General features: G+C 74.9%; 15 protein-coding genes. 11 read left to right on the forward strand and 4 right to left on the reverse strand.

Features of this window, described 5'->3' with window-relative positions; all coding sequences use genetic code 11:
* The first annotated feature begins 53 nt into the window (after positions 1-53).
* From GT358_RS10595 to GT358_RS10610, 4 genes are read left to right on the forward strand one after another with little or no spacing between them, the layout of a single operon-like run.
* A complete protein-coding gene (locus tag GT358_RS10595; protein WP_371416270.1) occupies positions 54-1,358 on the forward strand; it encodes a flagellar hook protein FlgE in 1,305 nt (434 codons plus the stop codon).
* A gap of 33 nt (positions 1,359-1,391) precedes the next feature.
* Positions 1,392-2,819 carry a flagellar hook-associated protein FlgK gene (locus GT358_RS10600; protein WP_166582589.1) on the forward strand — a complete coding sequence of 476 codons (1,428 nt, stop codon included), beginning with the start codon at positions 1,392-1,394 and terminating at the stop codon, positions 2,817-2,819.
* Between the two features lie 39 nt (positions 2,820-2,858).
* Complete coding sequence (locus GT358_RS10605) at positions 2,859-3,854, forward strand: hypothetical protein (RefSeq protein WP_166582590.1); 996 nt, start codon at positions 2,859-2,861, stop codon at positions 3,852-3,854.
* The gene (locus tag GT358_RS10610) at positions 3,851-4,951 is read left to right on the forward strand and encodes a flagellar basal body P-ring protein FlgI (protein WP_166582591.1); all 1,101 of its coding nucleotides are present in this window, start codon (positions 3,851-3,853) and stop codon (positions 4,949-4,951) included. The genes GT358_RS10605 and GT358_RS10610 overlap by 4 nt, the downstream gene beginning before the upstream one ends.
* Before the next feature lie 160 nt (positions 4,952-5,111).
* On the opposite strand, the gene fliP is transcribed toward GT358_RS10610, so the two are convergent.
* The 4 genes from fliP to fliF are packed head-to-tail and all read right to left on the reverse strand — an operon-like array spanning position 5,112 to position 8,232.
* A complete protein-coding gene (gene fliP, locus GT358_RS10615) occupies positions 5,112-5,873 on the reverse strand; it encodes a flagellar type III secretion system pore protein FliP (RefSeq protein WP_166582676.1) in 762 nt (253 codons plus the stop codon).
* A gap of 20 nt (positions 5,874-5,893) precedes the next feature.
* Positions 5,894-6,163, reverse strand: coding sequence for a FliM/FliN family flagellar motor C-terminal domain-containing protein (locus GT358_RS10620; RefSeq protein ID WP_166582592.1), 270 nt, complete (start codon positions 6,161-6,163; stop codon positions 5,894-5,896).
* The gene (locus GT358_RS10625; protein ID WP_166582593.1) at positions 6,156-6,722 is read right to left on the reverse strand and encodes a hypothetical protein; all 567 of its coding nucleotides are present in this window, start codon (positions 6,720-6,722) and stop codon (positions 6,156-6,158) included. The genes GT358_RS10620 and GT358_RS10625 overlap by 8 nt, the downstream gene beginning before the upstream one ends.
* A gap of 1 nt (position 6,723) precedes the next feature.
* The gene (gene fliF, locus GT358_RS10630) at positions 6,724-8,232 is read right to left on the reverse strand and encodes a flagellar basal-body MS-ring/collar protein FliF (protein WP_166582594.1); all 1,509 of its coding nucleotides are present in this window, start codon (positions 8,230-8,232) and stop codon (positions 6,724-6,726) included.
* A 123-nt stretch (positions 8,233-8,355) separates the two neighbouring features.
* Between fliF and fliL the strand changes: the two genes are divergently transcribed.
* The 7 genes from fliL to GT358_RS10665 all read left to right on the forward strand — a co-directional run bounded on the left by fliL (position 8,356) and on the right by GT358_RS10665 (position 15,424).
* On the forward strand, positions 8,356-8,826 hold the full coding sequence (gene fliL, locus GT358_RS10635; RefSeq protein ID WP_166582595.1) for a flagellar basal body-associated protein FliL: 471 nt from the start codon (positions 8,356-8,358) through the stop codon (positions 8,824-8,826).
* 15 nt (positions 8,827-8,841) lie between these two features.
* A complete protein-coding gene (locus GT358_RS10640) occupies positions 8,842-9,198 on the forward strand; it encodes a hypothetical protein (RefSeq protein ID WP_371416271.1) in 357 nt (118 codons plus the stop codon).
* Positions 9,195-9,731, forward strand: a complete 537-nt coding sequence (locus GT358_RS10645; RefSeq protein WP_166582596.1) for a MotE family protein — start codon at positions 9,195-9,197, stop codon at positions 9,729-9,731. Before GT358_RS10640 ends, GT358_RS10645 begins: the two co-directional genes overlap by 4 nt.
* A gap of 52 nt (positions 9,732-9,783) precedes the next feature.
* Positions 9,784-10,650, forward strand: a complete 867-nt coding sequence (motA, locus tag GT358_RS10650) for a flagellar motor stator protein MotA (protein ID WP_166582597.1) — start codon at positions 9,784-9,786, stop codon at positions 10,648-10,650.
* On the forward strand, positions 10,647-12,623 hold the full coding sequence (locus GT358_RS10655; RefSeq protein ID WP_166582598.1) for a hypothetical protein: 1,977 nt from the start codon (positions 10,647-10,649) through the stop codon (positions 12,621-12,623). Before motA ends, GT358_RS10655 begins: the two co-directional genes overlap by 4 nt.
* A gap of 70 nt (positions 12,624-12,693) precedes the next feature.
* The gene (locus GT358_RS10660; RefSeq protein WP_166582599.1) at positions 12,694-13,353 is read left to right on the forward strand and encodes a lytic transglycosylase domain-containing protein; all 660 of its coding nucleotides are present in this window, start codon (positions 12,694-12,696) and stop codon (positions 13,351-13,353) included.
* Between the two features lie 4 nt (positions 13,354-13,357).
* Positions 13,358-15,424 carry a flagellar biosynthesis protein FlhA gene (locus tag GT358_RS10665; RefSeq protein ID WP_166582600.1) on the forward strand — a complete coding sequence of 689 codons (2,067 nt, stop codon included), beginning with the start codon at positions 13,358-13,360 and terminating at the stop codon, positions 15,422-15,424.
* Positions 15,425-15,454 lie beyond the last annotated feature (30 nt).

A 15,454-nucleotide genomic window follows, 5' to 3' on the forward strand; every position in this document is an offset into this window, starting at 1 on the left:
TAAGGTCTGGCTGGTAGAACGGGATGCATCCCGAACGCCAAGGGGACCTGTGCGTGTCGATCTCCTCCTCTCTCAATGCGGGCGTGGCCGGTCTCTTTGCCCAGGCCAGTTCTCTCGCCGCGATCTCGGACAACATCGCCAATGCGGCGACACCCGGCTACCGCCGCGTCACCACCGATTTTGCCGCTCTCGTGGTGGGGGAGGGGGTGGGTCGCTACACGGCCGGCGGCGTCCGCGCCGCGGACCTGCGGCTCGTCGGCGCGCGCGGCCCCCTGTCCACCAGCGCCAGCGCCACCGATCTGGCCGTCGCGGGCCGGGGCATGCTGCCCGTGACCCGGCTGGAGGGGGGCAGCGCCTGGTCAGGGGGACCCTTTCTGATGACGCCGACCGGGGCGTTCTCGCCCGATGCCGACGGCTATCTGCGGACGCCGTCCGGTCTCGTCCTGCTGGGCGCGCCCGTGGGGCCGGGGGGCGATGCGCCCGGCTTCTCGCGCACCACGGCCGAGGGGCTGGCGCCCGTCCGCATCCCGACCCAGGCGGTCGCCGGCTCGCCCACCACGCGCCTGGCGGTCTCGGCGAACCTGCCCGCCGCCGCGACGGAGGCGGGCGCCTCCGGCACCTCCGAGGAGATGACCGTCACCTATTACGACAACCTCGGCAAGCCGCAGACCCTGATCCTGACCTTCGAGCCGGTCGTGCCGGCGGCGGGCGCGCCTCCGTCGAACGCCTGGACCCTGCGCATCGGCGACAGCGCCTCGGACGGGGCGACGATCGCGGAATACCGGCTCGGCTTTGCCGCCGATCGCGCGGGCGGGGGGCGGCTCGCCTCCGTCGCCACGCTCGCCGGGGGTGCCTATGATCCCGCCACCGGACAGGCCGTGGTGCAGACCGCCGGCGGTCCCCTGGCGCTGTCGCTCGGCCGCCCCGGCGAGGCGGAGGGCTTCACGCAGCTCGCCGCCCCCTTCTCGCCGGCCGCGACCGAGCGCGACGGCGCACCGGCCGCCTCGCTGCGCGACGTGGCGGTGGACGCGCAGGGCTTCGTGGTGGCCCGCTTTGATTCGGGCGATACGCGACGGCTCTTCCAGGTGCCCGTCGCCGACGTCCCGAACCCGGAGGGACTCGCCGCACGGGACGGGCAGGCCTACGCCGTGACGGAGAAATCCGGCGGCTTCGTGCTGTGGAACGCGGGCGAGGGGCCGACCGGCGCGATCCAGGGTTTCGCGCGGGAGGAATCGGCCGTGGACGTGGCCCAGGAGCTCACGAGCCTCATCAAGACCCAGCGCGCCTATTCCTCCAACGCCAAGGTCATCCAAACGGTGGACGAGATGCTGCAGGAAACCACCAACATCAAGCGCTAGGCCGGACCACGGGCCTTATCCGGAGATGATGTCATGAGCCTCCATCTCGCCCTCGGCAACGCCCTGTCCGGTCTGGCGGCGACGGCCCGGATGGCGGAGATCGTCGCCGCCAATCTGGCCGGCGCCCAGACGGACGGATATGGCCGCCGCACGGTCGAGCTGTCCTCCGCCTCTCTCGAGGGCCGCGGGGCGGGGGTGCGCGTGGACGGAATCGCCCGTCACGCCGACCGGGCGCTTCTCGCCGAACGGCGCGAGGCCGAGACGGCGCTCGAGGGGGACAGGATGCGCGCCGGGCTCCTGCGCGGGCTGGAAGGGGTCCTCGTGCCCGCGGACGGAGGCGGTCTTGCCGACCGCATCGCCGCGCTCGAGACGGCTCTCGTCGCGGCCGCCGCCGATCCCGCCTCCGAACCGCGACTCGGCTCCGTCCTCGATGCGCTCGAGGCCGTGGCGACAGGCCTGCGGGAGGCGGCGGGAGAGGTTCAGGCCCGCCGGGCCGAGGCCGATGCCCGCGCCGCGCACGAGGTGCAGGAGGTGAATGCCGCTCTGGCGGAACTGGCGCGTCTCAATGCCGCGATCCCCTCCGCACGGGCGGCCGGACGCGATGCGGCGGGTCTTCTGGACCAGCGGCAGGTCCTCGTGGACCGCATCGCCCGGGCCCTGCCCCTGCGCGAGGTCGAACGGCCCGGCGGTGCGATCGTGCTGTTCACGACGGGCGGCGCCACCCTGCTCGAGGGAACGCGTGCGTCGCGTCTCGGCCTTGCCCCCTCGCAGACCGTCACGGCCGAGCAGACCGCCGCAGCGGGCGGCCTGTCCTCCCTGACCCTCGACGGGCGTTCCCTGGCCGATCCGGGCGGAGGCGTCCTGGGAGCGGCCCTGGGGCTCCGCGACCGCGACCTGCCCGCGCTGGGGGACCGGCTCGACCGGCTCGCCGCCGATCTCGTCGAGCGGCTGGGCTCCGGGGCCGATCCCCTCCTGCCCGCGGCACAGGCGGGCCTGCTGGTCGATGGCGACGGGCCGGCGCAGCCAGAGCGGCTGGCGGGGCTGGCGGGCCGGATCGCCGTCACCGCGGCGGTCGATCCCGGGCGGGGCGGGGCGCTCTGGCGCCTGCGGGACGGTCCGGGCGCCGTCTCGCCGGGACCCCCCGGCGCGGGCGGCCAGATCCTGCGCTGGCTGGACGCCCTCGCGGCCCCCCGGCCGCTCGGCCCGGATGGTCAGCCGGCCCCGGCCGCCGGGCTGGCCGCGACGGTCGCCTCCGGCCTCGGCAGGCAGCGCCTGGCTGCGGAGGATGCCGAAGGGTTCGCCGCAGCCCGCTGGAGCACCCTCCGGGAGGTCGAACTCGCCCGCGGGGTGAGCACGGATGCCGAGTTGCAGATGCTTCTGCGCATCGAGCAGGCGCATGCCGCCCATACGCGCATCATCGCGGCCGTGGACGCGATGATGCGCCGCCTGACGGAGATCTAGGATGCCAGCGACCCGCACCCCGCATGACGGTGCTCTCCCGTGAGTGCGACCATCCCCGGCGACCGCAGCGGCCTGTTCGTCGGTCTGCGCCACAACGCCGCCCTGCGCGAGCGGCTCGCCCGCCTCGGCAGCGAGGTGGCGACCGGCCGGGTCGCCGATCCCGTCCGGCACCGCCGGGCCGAGATGGGGGGGCTGGCCGACCTGGACCGACGGCTGGCCCTGGCCGGAAGCCTCGCCTCGGCCGCGCGCGACACCGCCGACCGGCTCGGCGCCATGGGCTTCGCGCTGGAGCGGGTGGAGGGGGCGCGGGCCACCCTCTTCGACCGTCTCGCCGCGGGGATGCCGCCGGGCCTGTCCCCGCAGGCGGCCGAGGCCTTCGGACGCGAGGCCTTCGAGGCGGTGGTCCACGCTCTGGGCGCGCGCTGGGGAGAGGCGTCCCTGTTCGCCGGCACGGCGACCGGAAGCCCTGCCCTCGCCGGTGCAGAGGAGATGCTGGCTGCCCTGCGCGACGCCGCCGCTGGCGAGACCACGGCTGCCGGCCTGCTGGCCCGCGTGACCGCTTGGTTCGAGGATCCCGCAGGCGGATTCGCCGCCGGGGCCTATCGCGGCAACCGCGAGGATCCGGTGCGCCCCCTCGGAGAGGGAGAGACCGTAACCCTGTCCGCGCGGGCCGACGATCCGGCCCTGCGCGCCGTCCTGCGGGCTGCGGCCCTCGCCTCCCTCGCCGCCAGTCCCCTCCTTGCGGAGGGCGAACGCCGCATCCTCGTCGCGCAGGCCCGTGAGGCGGCGCTCGCCGCCGCCGACGGTCTCGTGGCGCTGCGCGGCCGTCTCGGCGCGGCCGAGGCGCGGGCCGAAGCCGCCGAGGCGCGCCACACCGCCCGCGCCGGCGCGCTTGCGATCCTCCGGCAGCAGGCGACCGCCGCCGATCCGTACGCCGCCGCCTCGGCCCTGGAGGCTGTCCGCCTGCAGCTCGAGACCCACCATCTTCTGACCGGACGGCTGGCGGCCCTGTCGCTGGTCCGGCACCTGCGATGATCCGTCTGCATCCGGCCCTCGCGGCGCTCCTGCTCTCTCCGGCCCTCTGCTCGGCCGGGCCGGTCCGGCTCAAGGACCTCGTGGAGTTCGACGGGGTCCGGGGCAACGACCTCGTGGGCTACGGGCTCGTGGTGGGGCTCGACGGGACGGGGGACGGGCTGCGCAACACCCCCTTCACCGAGGAGATCATGACCGGCCTTCTCGAGCGGCTGGGCGTCAACGTCGCGGGCGAGGCCTTTCGCACCCGCAATGTGGCCGCCGTTCTCGTCACGGCCGAACTGCCGCCTTTCGCGCGGGCGGGCTCCACCATCGACGTGACGGTGAGCGCCATCGGCGACGCGCGCTCGCTGCGCGGCGGCACGCTCGTCATGACCCCGCTCAACGCAGCCGACGGCGCCATCTATGCCGTGGCGCAGGGCGGCGTGATCGCGGGCGGCGCGACCGCCGAGGGAGAGGCCGCGCGGATCACGCAGGGCGTTCCCACCGCGGGCACGATTCCGGCCGGCGCCCGCATCGAACGCGAGGTCGATTTCGATTTCGCCACGCTGGAGACGGTGCGGCTGGCCCTGCGCTCGCCGGACTTCACCACGGCGCTGCGCATCGAGGCTGCCGTCAACGCCGCCTTCGGCCGCCCGGTGGCAGCCATGCTCGATGCCGGCACGGTCGCGATCGATATCGCCGCCACGGGCGCGCCCTCACCCGCCCATGCGCTGGCGCGCCTCGAGGGTCTGGCCATCGAGCCCGAGGCACGGGCCCGCGTCGTCGTGGATCAGCGCTCCGGCACGATCGTGATGGGCGAGGACGTGCGCATCAGCCGCGTGGCCGTCAGCCAGGGGGGCCTGACCCTGCGGGTGGAGGAGGCGCCGCTCGTGGTCCAGCCCAACCCCTTCGCCCCCGGCGAGACGATCGTGGTTCCCCGCTCGGAAGCCTCCATCACCGAGGCGCAGGGCGGTCTGGCCGAACTGGGCTCCGGCACCACCCTGTCGGAGGTCGTCTCCGGTCTGAACGCGCTGGGCGTCTCGCCCAACGACCTGATCGACATCCTCAAGAGCATCCGCGCCGCCGGGGCACTCCACGCCGAGTTCGTCGTCCAGTAGGACCCCGCCCCGCAGCCCCGGCACCGCCCGTCCCTGCTCCTGCCGGCGATCGCCCCGGCGGGCGGGGCGGCCGCGCATCCCGGCCGATCCGTCGTTCCTCCGGCCTCGGGGACCGTCCGCTCCTCCGCTCGGGCAGAGGGAGAGGGACCGGCGCGCACGATCAGCCGTAGCTGCGCACCAGCGTCTCCGCGACGAGCGTCCAGCCGTCGGCGACAACGAAGAAGGCGAGCTTGAAGGGCAGCGCGACGATCGCGGGCGGCACCATCATCATCCCCATCGACATCAGGACCGCTGCCACAACCAGGTCGATGACCAGAAACGGCAGAAACAGGAGAAAGCCGACCTGAAAAGCCCGTTCCATCTCGCTCAGCAGAAAGGACGGCACCAGCAGCGACAGCGGCGGTCCACCCTCGGCAACGGCCGCTCCGCCATCCCGTCGCAGCTCCGCCAGGATCTCGAGCGTGGCGGGATCGACACGGGCGCCCATGAAGGCCCGGAACGGCTCGATCGCGCGCAGAAAGGCCTCCTCCAGCGGCAGGTCTCCGTCCAGATGGGGGCGTACCCCTCCTTCCCACGCCGCGTTCAGGGTCGGCTCCATGATGAACCAGGTCAGAAAGAGCGCCAGCGACACGATCAGCATGTTGGGGGGGGCCTGCTGGAGCCCCAGCGCCTGCCGCAGGATCGACAGGACCGTGACCAGGAACGGAAAGCAGGTCACCATCACGGCCAGGGCCGGCACCAGGCTCAGCACCGTGACAAGCAGCAGAAGCTGGATGGATCGGGCAGCCAGCCCCTCCCCCGGACCCAGCGACAGCGTGATCTCCTGCGCCTGTGCCGGCGCCGCGGCCGCCAGCAGGCAGACCGCCGCGATCGCCCATCCGCGCGGCGCCCCGGCCGGGACCACCGACGCCCGTGCCGGCATCCCGGTCGTGCCCGCCCGGTTCATGCCGCACCGCCGCGCAGGGGCGCCACATCCGTCAGGCGCACGGCCAAGACGCGCCCCTCGCCGCCGCCGATCTCGTCCAGCTCCCCCCGGGCGATCAGCCGGTCTCCGACGAACAGTTCGACGGGATCGTCCACCCGGCGGTCGAGCGGCAGCACGGCGCCAGGGGCCAGCCCCAGGATCTCCCGCAGCAGCGGCCGGGCCCGGCCCACGCAGACGACCACCTCGATGGGGAGGGAGCGGAGGGGGCTTTGATCGGGATCATCCATGGCGGGCCTTCTGGTCCTGGGGTTGCTGGAGGGCGGCAAACACGTCGCGCAGCGCTGCGAGGCAGCCCTCGAGATCGAGCGCGCATTCCCCTTCGCCCAGCGCCAGACGCGCGGAGCCGGGAGAGATGTCGGGATCTTCCACCAGCCGGTAGGGCGCACCGGCCGGCAGCCACGGGCGGACGGCCTCCGCCTGCGAGGGATGGACCCCGAGCACCAGGGGGCAGGCCAGATCATCCCGTGCGGCCTGCACGACCAGCGTGGCGAGCCAGGGTCCGAGCGCCTGCGCCGCCAGCGCCGGCAGGAGCGAGTCGGCCACCCGGGCGAACAACGGCCCGAGGGCGGCCAGGACGAGCGCGCGCGCCTCGGCAAAGGAGAAGGCGGCGACCTGGAGGCTCTCGGCGAGGGCATGGCCGAGGACCCGGCCCTCCGCCTCGGCTGCGCGCCGGCCTTCGGCCAGACCCTCCTCGTGGCCTGCCCGCCATCCTTCGGTCCATCCGGGCGGCACCGCCGGAACGGCCGCCTCGGGTACCGCATCGAACGCCTCGAGCATCAGGCCCATCTCAGCCCTCGCCCCCCGCGCGGGCCGGTCCCGTCTCGATCCAGGTCTCGAGGAGGCGGGCGGCCTCCTCTCCGCGGGCCTCGATCAGACGGCGCAGACGGGCAGCCGGCTCTTCGGGGGAGGATGGGGCCGACGGCAGGGCGGTCGGCAGGGGCATCGGGGCCAGAGCCGCCGGCGGAGCCGCCGGGGCCGGAGTCGGCGCGGGCGGCCGCAGAAGCGGACGCAGCACGAACAGACCGAGGCCCAGCGCCACCGCGGCGAGGAGAAGGGGGCGGAGCAGCGCCATGCCGTTGCGCACCGGGCCCTGCGGCAGAGCAGGCTCCGAACCCGGCAGCAGCACGCCCTCGAAGGGCATGGAGCGGACGGTGATCGCGTCGCCCCGCCCCTCGTCGAGCCCCACGGCCGAGGCCACGAGCGCCCCGAGCGCGGCCAGCTCGTCGGCGGAACGCGGACGGGGGCTGCCGCCGGGCTCCTCCGGGGGCAGGTCGTTGACCAGAACGGCGACCGTGAGCCGCCGCACGGCCCCCGGCGCGCGCAGCACCTCGCGGCTCGTCTCCGACAGGTCGTAGTTCGTCGTCGTGCGTGCCGTCGTCTCGCTGGAGGCCGTCCCCGTGCCGGCCGCATCGCCGTCGGGCAGGTTCGAGGCCACCGTCACCGGGCCGTCCGCACCCCGGCTGGAGGTCTCGGTCTCCTCCATCTCGGTGGAGATGGCGACGCGGCTCTCCGGGTCGAGCCGGCGCTCCGTCACCGTTTCCGTCTCGGTGACGGTCTCGACCGCTACCTCGACCACCGCATTGCCGGGTCCGACGCGGGCCTCGACCAGCCGCAGGGCCCGTTCGCGCAGCGCGTCGGCGCGGCTGTCGGGGGCCGCCTCGGCGGCGTCGGCGACAAGGCCGGTCGCCGCGTCGATGACGGCCACCCGGCCGGGGTCGAGCCCGGCCACGGCCGCCGCGACCAGATGGCGAAGGGCACGCGCCTGTCCCGGCGGAAGGGGTCCGCCGCTCGTGGCGACCGTGACGGCGGCGGAGGCGCGTTCGGGCGCGCGGAACGGCCGTGACCCGCCGGCCGAGATGTGCACCCGCGCCGTGCGGACGCCCGGAACGGCCAGGATGGTCCGAGCCAGTTCGCCCTCCTTGGCGCGCCAGTAGGCGGCGTCGAACATCTGCGCCGTGGTCCCGAAGCCCGACAGGCCGTCGAGCAGCTCGTAGCCCCGGGCGGACGGTGCGGGCAGACCCTGTGCCGCCAGGGTGACGCGCTCGAGGTCGCGTGCGGCCGCGGCGACCCAGACGGCATCGCCGCGCACCTCGTGCGCGACCCCCCGCGCCGCGAGCGCGGCCACCACCTCTCCGGCCGTGCCGGGTTCGAGACCGGCATAGAGCAGCGCCATCTCGCCCGATCCGGTGGGGCGCGCCAGCGCCAGGACGGCCGCAAGGATCGCCAGCGTCGCACCGACCACGGCGGCACGGCGGCGCGCGTCCAGACCCCCCCAGACCTGAGCCAACCCCGTCATCCGAATCCCCCGGCCCCAGACCGGCCTTCTGGCCTCCGATGCGTTTTCTCATGGCCGTCTTAAGATTCGGTTAGCACCTGCGGGTGTATGACGACCCTGCCGCATCACCGGGGCGAGTCGTCCATGACCTCCGACGCCACCATCACCCCCACAGGGGACACGCCGCCGCCACGGTCTCGCCGGCCGCTTCTTGTCGGTCTCGCGCTCGCCCTGATCGGTGCGGCCGGGGGGTTCGGCGCGGTGCGGCTGGGACTGGCGGAGCGGAGCGGAGCGGATCCCCTTCCGCCTCCGCGCGCGTCCATGGCGTTCGTGCCGCTGCCCGCCCTCGTGGTGAACCTGCCGGGCGAGGGGCGGCGGCTGCTGCGCTTCGCGGCCCAGCTCGAGGTGCCGCCTCCCCACGTCACCGAGGTCGAGGCCCTCGTGCCGCGCGTCGCCGACGTGCTCAACGGCTATCTGCGCACGCTCGAGCCGCGCGAGCTGGAACCCGCGGACGCGCTGCTGCGGCTGCGCGCACAGATGCTGCACCGGGTTCAGGTCGTCGCCGGCCCCGGCCGCGTGCGCGACCTGCTGGTGATGGAATTCGTTCTCAACTGATTCGCGGATCTCGTCATGCCGATCCTGTCCGATCTGAGCGACACGCTGCTGGCCGCCGGGGCTCTGGCGGCCGCACTCTACTGTCTCGTGCTGAGCCGCCGGCTGCGCCGGTTCACCGACCTCGAACGCGGGGTCGGCGGTGCCGTCGCCATCCTCTCCGCGCAGGTGGACGACCTCACCCGTGCGCTGGGACGCGCCGACGGGGCCGCGCGCGATTCGGCGGCGGCGCTGGCGCAGGCCTCCGACCGGGCCGAGGCGGCGGGACGGCGGCTCGAACTGATGCTCGCGGCGCTGCACGACCTGCCCCAGGGCGACGGGCCCGCCCTGCCCGTCTTCGTCCGTCATCCCGAGGCGGCGGGGCGCCGCCCATGAGCCGGACCGCCCGCCCGGCGCCGCGCCGCATCCTGCCCATGGCCGCGCTGTGCCTCGCCCTGTCGGCGGGTCTGCGCACGCTCGCCGCGGCCGAAGGCGGAGCCGCCACCCCTCCCGCGCCCCCTCCGCCTCCTGCCGAGGTCCTCGCCGCCTTCGCCGCGCGCGAGGAGCGGCTGGCCGGGCGCGAGCGCTCGCTCGCGGAGCGGGCGGCCGCCCTGGCCGAGGCCGAGGCGGCGCTCGCCGCCCAGATCGCCGCGCTGGAGCGGGCGGAGGCCGCCCTGGCTGCCACCCTCGCCCGGGCCGAGGCCGGCGCCGAGGCCGACCTCGCCCGCCTCGCCCGCGTCTACGAGGCCATGCGCCCGCGCGACGCGGCGGCCCTGTTCGCCCGGATGGACCCGGCCTTCGCGGCGGGCTTTCTCGGGCTGATGCGGCCCGAGCCCGCCGCGGCCCTGATGGGCGAGATGGCACCCGATGCGGCCCACGCGGTCAGCGCGGTGCTCGCCGGCCGGAACGCCCGGGCGCCGGCGCCATGAGACCGGCCCGCCCCCGCGGCAACCCTGCCCCCCGATCCGGATGGAGGCTCCCGTGACCGCCCTTGTCGGCATCGTGCTCGTCGTCGTGATGGTCTTCGGCGGCTACCTTCTGGCCGGGGGCAAGCTCGCCATCATCCTCAAGGCCCTTCCCTTCGAGTTCATGATGATCGCCGGGGCGGCCGCGGGCGCCTTCGCCCTGGCCAATGACGGCGCGGCGATCCGCCACACCTTGCGCGACCTGACGCGTGTGGCCTCGGGGCCGCGCTGGCGCCCCGGCGACTATCGCGACTTGCTCTGCCTGCTCTTTGCCCTGATCCGGGTGAGCCGCTCGAATCCCGTCGCCCTCGAGCAGCATGTCGAGCAGCCCGCAAGCTCCCCGCTCTTCGGGCGCTATCCGCGCATCCTCGCCGATGCCGAAGCCGTGGGCCTGATCTGCGACACGCTGCGCGCGGGCAGCATGAACTACGACGACCCCCACCAGGTCGAGGCCGTGCTCGAGGCGCGGCGCGAGGCGCATCGCCAGCATGCGCTGCACTCCGCCCATGCGCTGCAATCGGTGGCCGACGCCCTGCCCGCGCTGGGCATCGTTGCGGCGGTGCTCGGGGTTATCAAGACGATGTCCTCCATCGACCAGCCGCCCGAGGTTCTGGGCAAGATGATCGGCGGCGCGCTGGTCGGCACCTTTCTGGGGGTGTTCCTCGCCTACGGGTTCGTCGGGCCGGTGGCGGCGCGCCTGCGCCACCTCGCGGAGGAGGACGGCCACTTCTACGACCTGATCCGCCAGGTCCTGGTCGCCAATCTCCATGCCCATCCGCCGCAACTCTGTATCGAGGCGGGACGGCAGGCCATGCCGGGCCGGCTGCGGCCCGGCTTCGGCGATCTGGAGGAGTCGCTGCGCAGCGCACGGGAGGCCGCATGATCCCGCTCCGCCTGTGCCGTGCGGCCGCGCTGGCCGGTTTCGGACTTCTGTCCGCCGCCCCCGCGACAGCCCTTCCGGTGACCGTCCGGGGCGGCGAGCATGGCCCCTTCACCCGGTTGGTGCTGACCATTCCGCCCGGAGCGGACTGGCATCTCGAACCGGTGGCGGGCGGGCTCGTGCTGCACCTCTCCGCAGGCGCTCCGTTCGACCTCCGCCGCGCCTTCGACCGGATCGGCCGGTCCCGGATCGCCGCGCTGACCGACGAGGGGACGGGCCGTCTGCACCTTCACGTTCCCTGCGACTGCCATGCCGAAGCGTTCCTGTTCCGCCCCGGCGGTCTGGTCATCGACATCCATGACGGGCCCGGCGTGCTCGCGCCCCTGCCGTCCGGCGGGCCGGAGCCGACCCTGCCCCCCGATGCCGCCGCCTCCGCCCCGCCGCTCGCGCCGCCCGCGCCGGACGGGCCGGCTCGGCCGTCCCTCGCCGTCGCGACCGAGGGGGACGTCCTGCGCGGCGTGGCCGATGCGGCATCGAGGGGCCTTCTCGATCCCGTCCCCCCCCAGGCGGGCCGCCTGAACGGAGCGCCTCCGCCGCCCTGGCCCGAACCGGGCGGCCGCGCCCCGGGCCTGGCCCTGCGCAGCGGGGCGGACCGGGACGACCCGGCCGCGGCGCCGGCTCTCGGCCGCTCGGGCGAGCGCTGTCGGCCCCCTTCGGACTTCGCCATCGCCGACTGGGCGGCCGGGGCCGATTTCGGCGCGGAGACCGCCCCTCTCCTGGCCCGTCTCACCGATGCGCGCGACAAGCCCGACCCGGACACCGTCGAAGCCCTGGCGCGCACCTTTCTGGCCTTCGGTTTCGGGCGCGAGGCGGAACGCACCCTCGATCTCGACGGCGCCGCCTCGCGCGAGCGCGACGGGCTGCGCCTGCTCGCCCGCCTGATCGAGGGCGAGGACCAGCCCGCCGGCGCGCTGGCCGATCAGGCCGGATGCCTTGGCCCGGTGGCGCTCTGGGGCGCGCTCGCCCGCGGCAGCGTGGCCGGGGCGGACCCCCACGAGCGGGCGGCCATCGTCGTCGCCCTGCGCGCGCTGCCGCCCCCCCTGCGCAGCCTCCTGGCCCCGCGGCTGGCCCGCCTGGCGCTGGCGGACGGCGATGCCGCGGGGGCGGGGCTCCTGCTCGAGGCGGCGCCGGAGGGGATCGGCGGCGTCGAGATCGCGGTGCTGGAGGCGGGCATCGCCGGGCTCCGCCACGGACCCGGAGCCGAGATCGCCGCCCTGTCCGATCTGGCCCGGCACGAGCCGCGGCTTCCGGCCGGGGCAATGGTCCGGCTTCTGCATCTCCTGGAGGCGAACGGCACCGCTGCGCCCGAAGACCTGCTCGCCCTGGCGCGCCTCCGCCGGGCCGAACTGCGCCACGAGCCCGAAGCGCTGGCGCTCCTGCTCGGCGAGGCGCGCCTGCAGGCGGCCGCCGGATCGTGGGACGCCGCCCTCGACCTGCTGGCAGAGGCCCGCCGCGACCGCCCCGGCGCGGCGGTCGAGCAGGCCCTCTCGGACGTGGTCGCCGATCTGGTGCGACAGGCACCGGACACGGACTTCCTGACGCTTGCGCTCACGCGCCTGCCGCCGCGCCTGCCCGAACGAGCCGGCAACGCCGTCGCCCGCCGCCTGCTGGCGATGGGGTTTCCCGATGCGGCGGCGGAGCGTCTCTCGGGCCCCCTGACCGGGCGGGCGGGCCGCCTCCTCCTGGCCGAGACGGCGCTGGCGCTCGGCGACCCCGCGAGAGCGCTCGCCGCTCTCGACGGCCTGCGCGGCGAGCGGGCGGAGGCCTTGCGCCGGGGGGCCCTCGCGCCGGCGCCCCCCGCACCGTCCCCGACCGATCCGCCCCCGCCCCCCGACGGCCCCCTTGCGGCAGGCCGGATCGCGCTGGACCAGGCCGCGGCGGCGCGGCTTCGCGCCCTGGCGCTTCTGGACGGATGAACCGGGCGGGTTAACAGTTTCTCAACCTTTCCGTGCCAGTCTGGGCGGCAACGCAGAAGGGGTTCCACGCATGATTCGCCTGTCCGCGCCGCCCGGCCGCCTGGCTGCGGTCGCGCTCCTCTGTCTTCTGACCGGACCGGACCCGGCGCTCGGGGACGAATCCGACCTCTGCCTCCGGGCGGCTGCGGATGCCGCGCGCCTGTCCGGCGTTCCGGCCGCGGTGCTGGCGGCCCTCACGCTGACGGAGACGGGGCGCGGCTCGCCCTTGCGCCCCTGGCCCTGGGCCGTCCACGCCGAGGGGCAGGGCCACTGGTTCCCCACACGGGAGGAGGCCGTGGCCTTTGCCGAAGGGCGCGTCGCGGCGGGCGTGACCAATCTCGACATCGGCTGCTTCCAGCTCAACTGGCGCTGGCACGGCGAGCATTTCGTCTCGCCCGCGCAGATGCTCGATCCCCTCGCCAATGCGAGCTACGCGGCCGCCTTCCTGAACCGCCTGCGCTCGGAGACCGATGGCTGGTCCGCGGCAGCCGGCGCCTTCCATTCGCGCTCGCCCGACCATGCGGCGCGCTACCGTGCCCGCTTCGACGCCCAGCTCGCCGCCCTGGACAGGGGAGGGCGGTCTGCCGGACCCGCACCGACCGCCGCCGGACGCGCGCGCGGCCCGCTGCCGCTGCTGCACGCGGGCGGAGCCGCGCCGCGGCTGGGCTCGCTCGTGCCCCTGGACGGCTGATCCGATGCCCGCCCTCGCCGCCCTGCGGGCCGAGCCGCGCGTCCTTCTGGCCCTCGCCCTGATGGGGGTCATCGTGATGATGGTGCTGCCGGTCCCGGCCTGGCTGCTCGACATCGGCCTTGCGGCCAGCTTCGCGCTCGCCATCCTGATCTTCACGCTCGCCCTCTTCGTGGAGCGGCCGCTCGACTTCTCCGCCTTCCCCTCCATCCTGCTCGGGGCGCTGATGCTCCGGCTGGCGCTCAACGTCTCCTCCACCCGGCTGATCCTCTCCCGCGGGCACGAGGGCACCGACGCGGCCGGACAGGTGATCGAGGGGTTCGCCATGTTCGTGATGGGCGGCCAGCCGCTCCTCGGCGTCGTCGTCTTCGGGGTGCTGCTGATCGTCAACTTCGTCGTCATCAACAAGGGCGCGGCCCGCATGGCCGAGGTGGGCGCGCGCTTCGCGCTCGACGCGATGCCGGGCCGACAGCTCGCGATCGACGCCGACCTCGCGTCCGGTGCCATCACCCACGAGGAAGCCAAGGCGCGCCGCGAGCGCGAGGGGCAGGAGACCACGTTCTTCGGCTCGCTCGACGGGGCGTCCAAGTTCGTCAAGGGCGATGCCGTGGCCGGGCTTCTCATCACGGCGCTCAATCTGGTGATGGGTCTGGTCATGGGAACGGCCGTCCACGGCCTTCCCCTGTCCGATGCCTTGCGGACCTACGCCGTCCTCACCGTCGGCGACGGTCTGGTCAGCCAGATCCCGGCCGTCATCATCGCGGTGGGCGCAGCCCTCCTGCTGGCCCATGGCGGCGCCAGGGAGCGGATGGATGCGGCCGTTCTGGGCCAGCTCGGCCGCCACCCCGCAGCCCTCGGTGCGGTGGCCGGCCTCATGGCCCTGTTCGCCGTCCTGCCCGGCATGCCCTTTGCGCCCTTTCTGGCCGGGTCGGCGCTGCTCGGAACCCTGGCCTGGCGGGCGGCCGCCCGTCTGTCCGCGCCCCTGCCCCCTGCGGCGGAGCCGCCCGGCCTCCGGCCGGGGTCGCTCGGGGATCTGCTCGACCTCGACGAGATCCATGTCGAGTTCGCCCCCGACCTGGTCGAGGTGGTCCTCGACCCCGCGACCGGGCTCGACATCCGCATCGGGACGATGCGCCGCCATGTCGCGCAAGGCTACGGCCTCATCCTGCCCGAGATCCGCCTGACCGACTCGGCCGCCCTGCCGGCGGGGCAGTACCGCATCCGCATCCAGGGTGCCGAGGCGGCACGCGACACGGTCCGCCCCGGTCATCTGCTGGTCCTGATGGCGGGAGGGGCGGCCCCGGCCGGCGACGACGTGCGCGAGCCGGTCTATGGCGCCCCCGCGCGCTGGATCCCTTCCGCCGCCGGAGAGGAGGCCGCCCTCGCAGGACTGACGGTGGTCGGACCGGCCGAGGTCCTCGCGACCCATCTGCTCGAGGTGGTGCGCGGCAATCTCGGCCGTCTGATGACGCTGCGCGCCCTCCGCCGGCTGCTCGACGAGATGACAAACCTCTCCGACCCGGCCCGCGCCGCGGCGAACCGTCGCCTGCTCGACGAGCTGATCCCCGAGCGGGTGCCGCCCGACCTGCTTCTGGCCGTGCTGCGGCTTCTGCTGGAGGAACGGGTGTCGATCCGCAACCTGCCGCTCATCCTCGAGGCGACCGCCGAGGGGCGCAGCCTGCACGCGACAGCCGAGGGGGTGCTCGAACATGTGCGGGCCCGCCTGGGCTTCCAGCTTGTGGCCGAACTTCGGCGGGCGGACGGGACGCTTCCGCTCATCCAGCTGGACCCCGGCTGGGAGGAGGTCTTTGCCGCGCATCAGATCGGACCGCCCGCCGGCCCGAGCGACGTGGCGCTGCCGCCCGACGCCTTCAACCGCCTGGCCGCCGCCATCGCCGAGGTGGTCGCGCGGGCCGCCGAGGGGGGCATCTCGCCCGCGCTGGTCACGTCCCAGCGCCGGCGGCGGTTCCTGCGCACCGTGCTCGCCTCCCGCGCCATCCCGAGCCCCGTGCTTTCCTTCGAGGAGATCGGCCCCGAGGCCCGGCCTGCCCTTGTCGGCACGGTGCCCGCATGAGCGGGACCCGCCCTTCCGCCCGTCCCCTGC

The sequence above is a fragment of the Rubellimicrobium sp. CFH 75288 genome (assembly GCF_009904055.1).
Classification (GTDB): domain Bacteria; phylum Pseudomonadota; class Alphaproteobacteria; order Rhodobacterales; family Rhodobacteraceae; genus Rubellimicrobium.

Bases quoted from the DNA above. Each gene is read 5' to 3' on its own strand.
- GT358_RS10665 (WP_166582600.1), top strand. From the start codon at position 13,358: ATGCCCGCCCTCGCCGCCCTGCGGGCCGAGCCGCGCGTCCTTCTGGCC.
- GT358_RS10655 (WP_166582598.1), top strand. From the start codon at position 10,647: ATGATCCCGCTCCGCCTGTGCCGTGCGGCCGCGCTGGCCGGTTTCGGA.
- GT358_RS10640 (WP_371416271.1), top strand. From the start codon at position 8,842: ATGCCGATCCTGTCCGATCTGAGCGACACGCTGCTGGCCGCCGGGGCT.
- fliF (WP_166582594.1), bottom strand. From the start codon at position 8,232: ATGACGGGGTTGGCTCAGGTCTGGGGGGGTCTGGACGCGCGCCGCCGT.
- fliP (WP_166582676.1), bottom strand. From the start codon at position 5,873: ATGCCGGCACGGGCGTCGGTGGTCCCGGCCGGGGCGCCGCGCGGATGG.
- GT358_RS10645 (WP_166582596.1), top strand. From the start codon at position 9,195: ATGAGCCGGACCGCCCGCCCGGCGCCGCGCCGCATCCTGCCCATGGCC.
- GT358_RS10600 (WP_166582589.1), top strand. From the start codon at position 1,392: ATGAGCCTCCATCTCGCCCTCGGCAACGCCCTGTCCGGTCTGGCGGCG.
- GT358_RS10660 (WP_166582599.1), top strand. From the start codon at position 12,694: ATGATTCGCCTGTCCGCGCCGCCCGGCCGCCTGGCTGCGGTCGCGCTC.
- GT358_RS10620 (WP_166582592.1), bottom strand. From the start codon at position 6,163: ATGGATGATCCCGATCAAAGCCCCCTCCGCTCCCTCCCCATCGAGGTG.
- fliL (WP_166582595.1), top strand. From the start codon at position 8,356: ATGACCTCCGACGCCACCATCACCCCCACAGGGGACACGCCGCCGCCA.
- GT358_RS10610 (WP_166582591.1), top strand. From the start codon at position 3,851: ATGATCCGTCTGCATCCGGCCCTCGCGGCGCTCCTGCTCTCTCCGGCC.
- GT358_RS10625 (WP_166582593.1), bottom strand. From the start codon at position 6,722: ATGGGCCTGATGCTCGAGGCGTTCGATGCGGTACCCGAGGCGGCCGTT.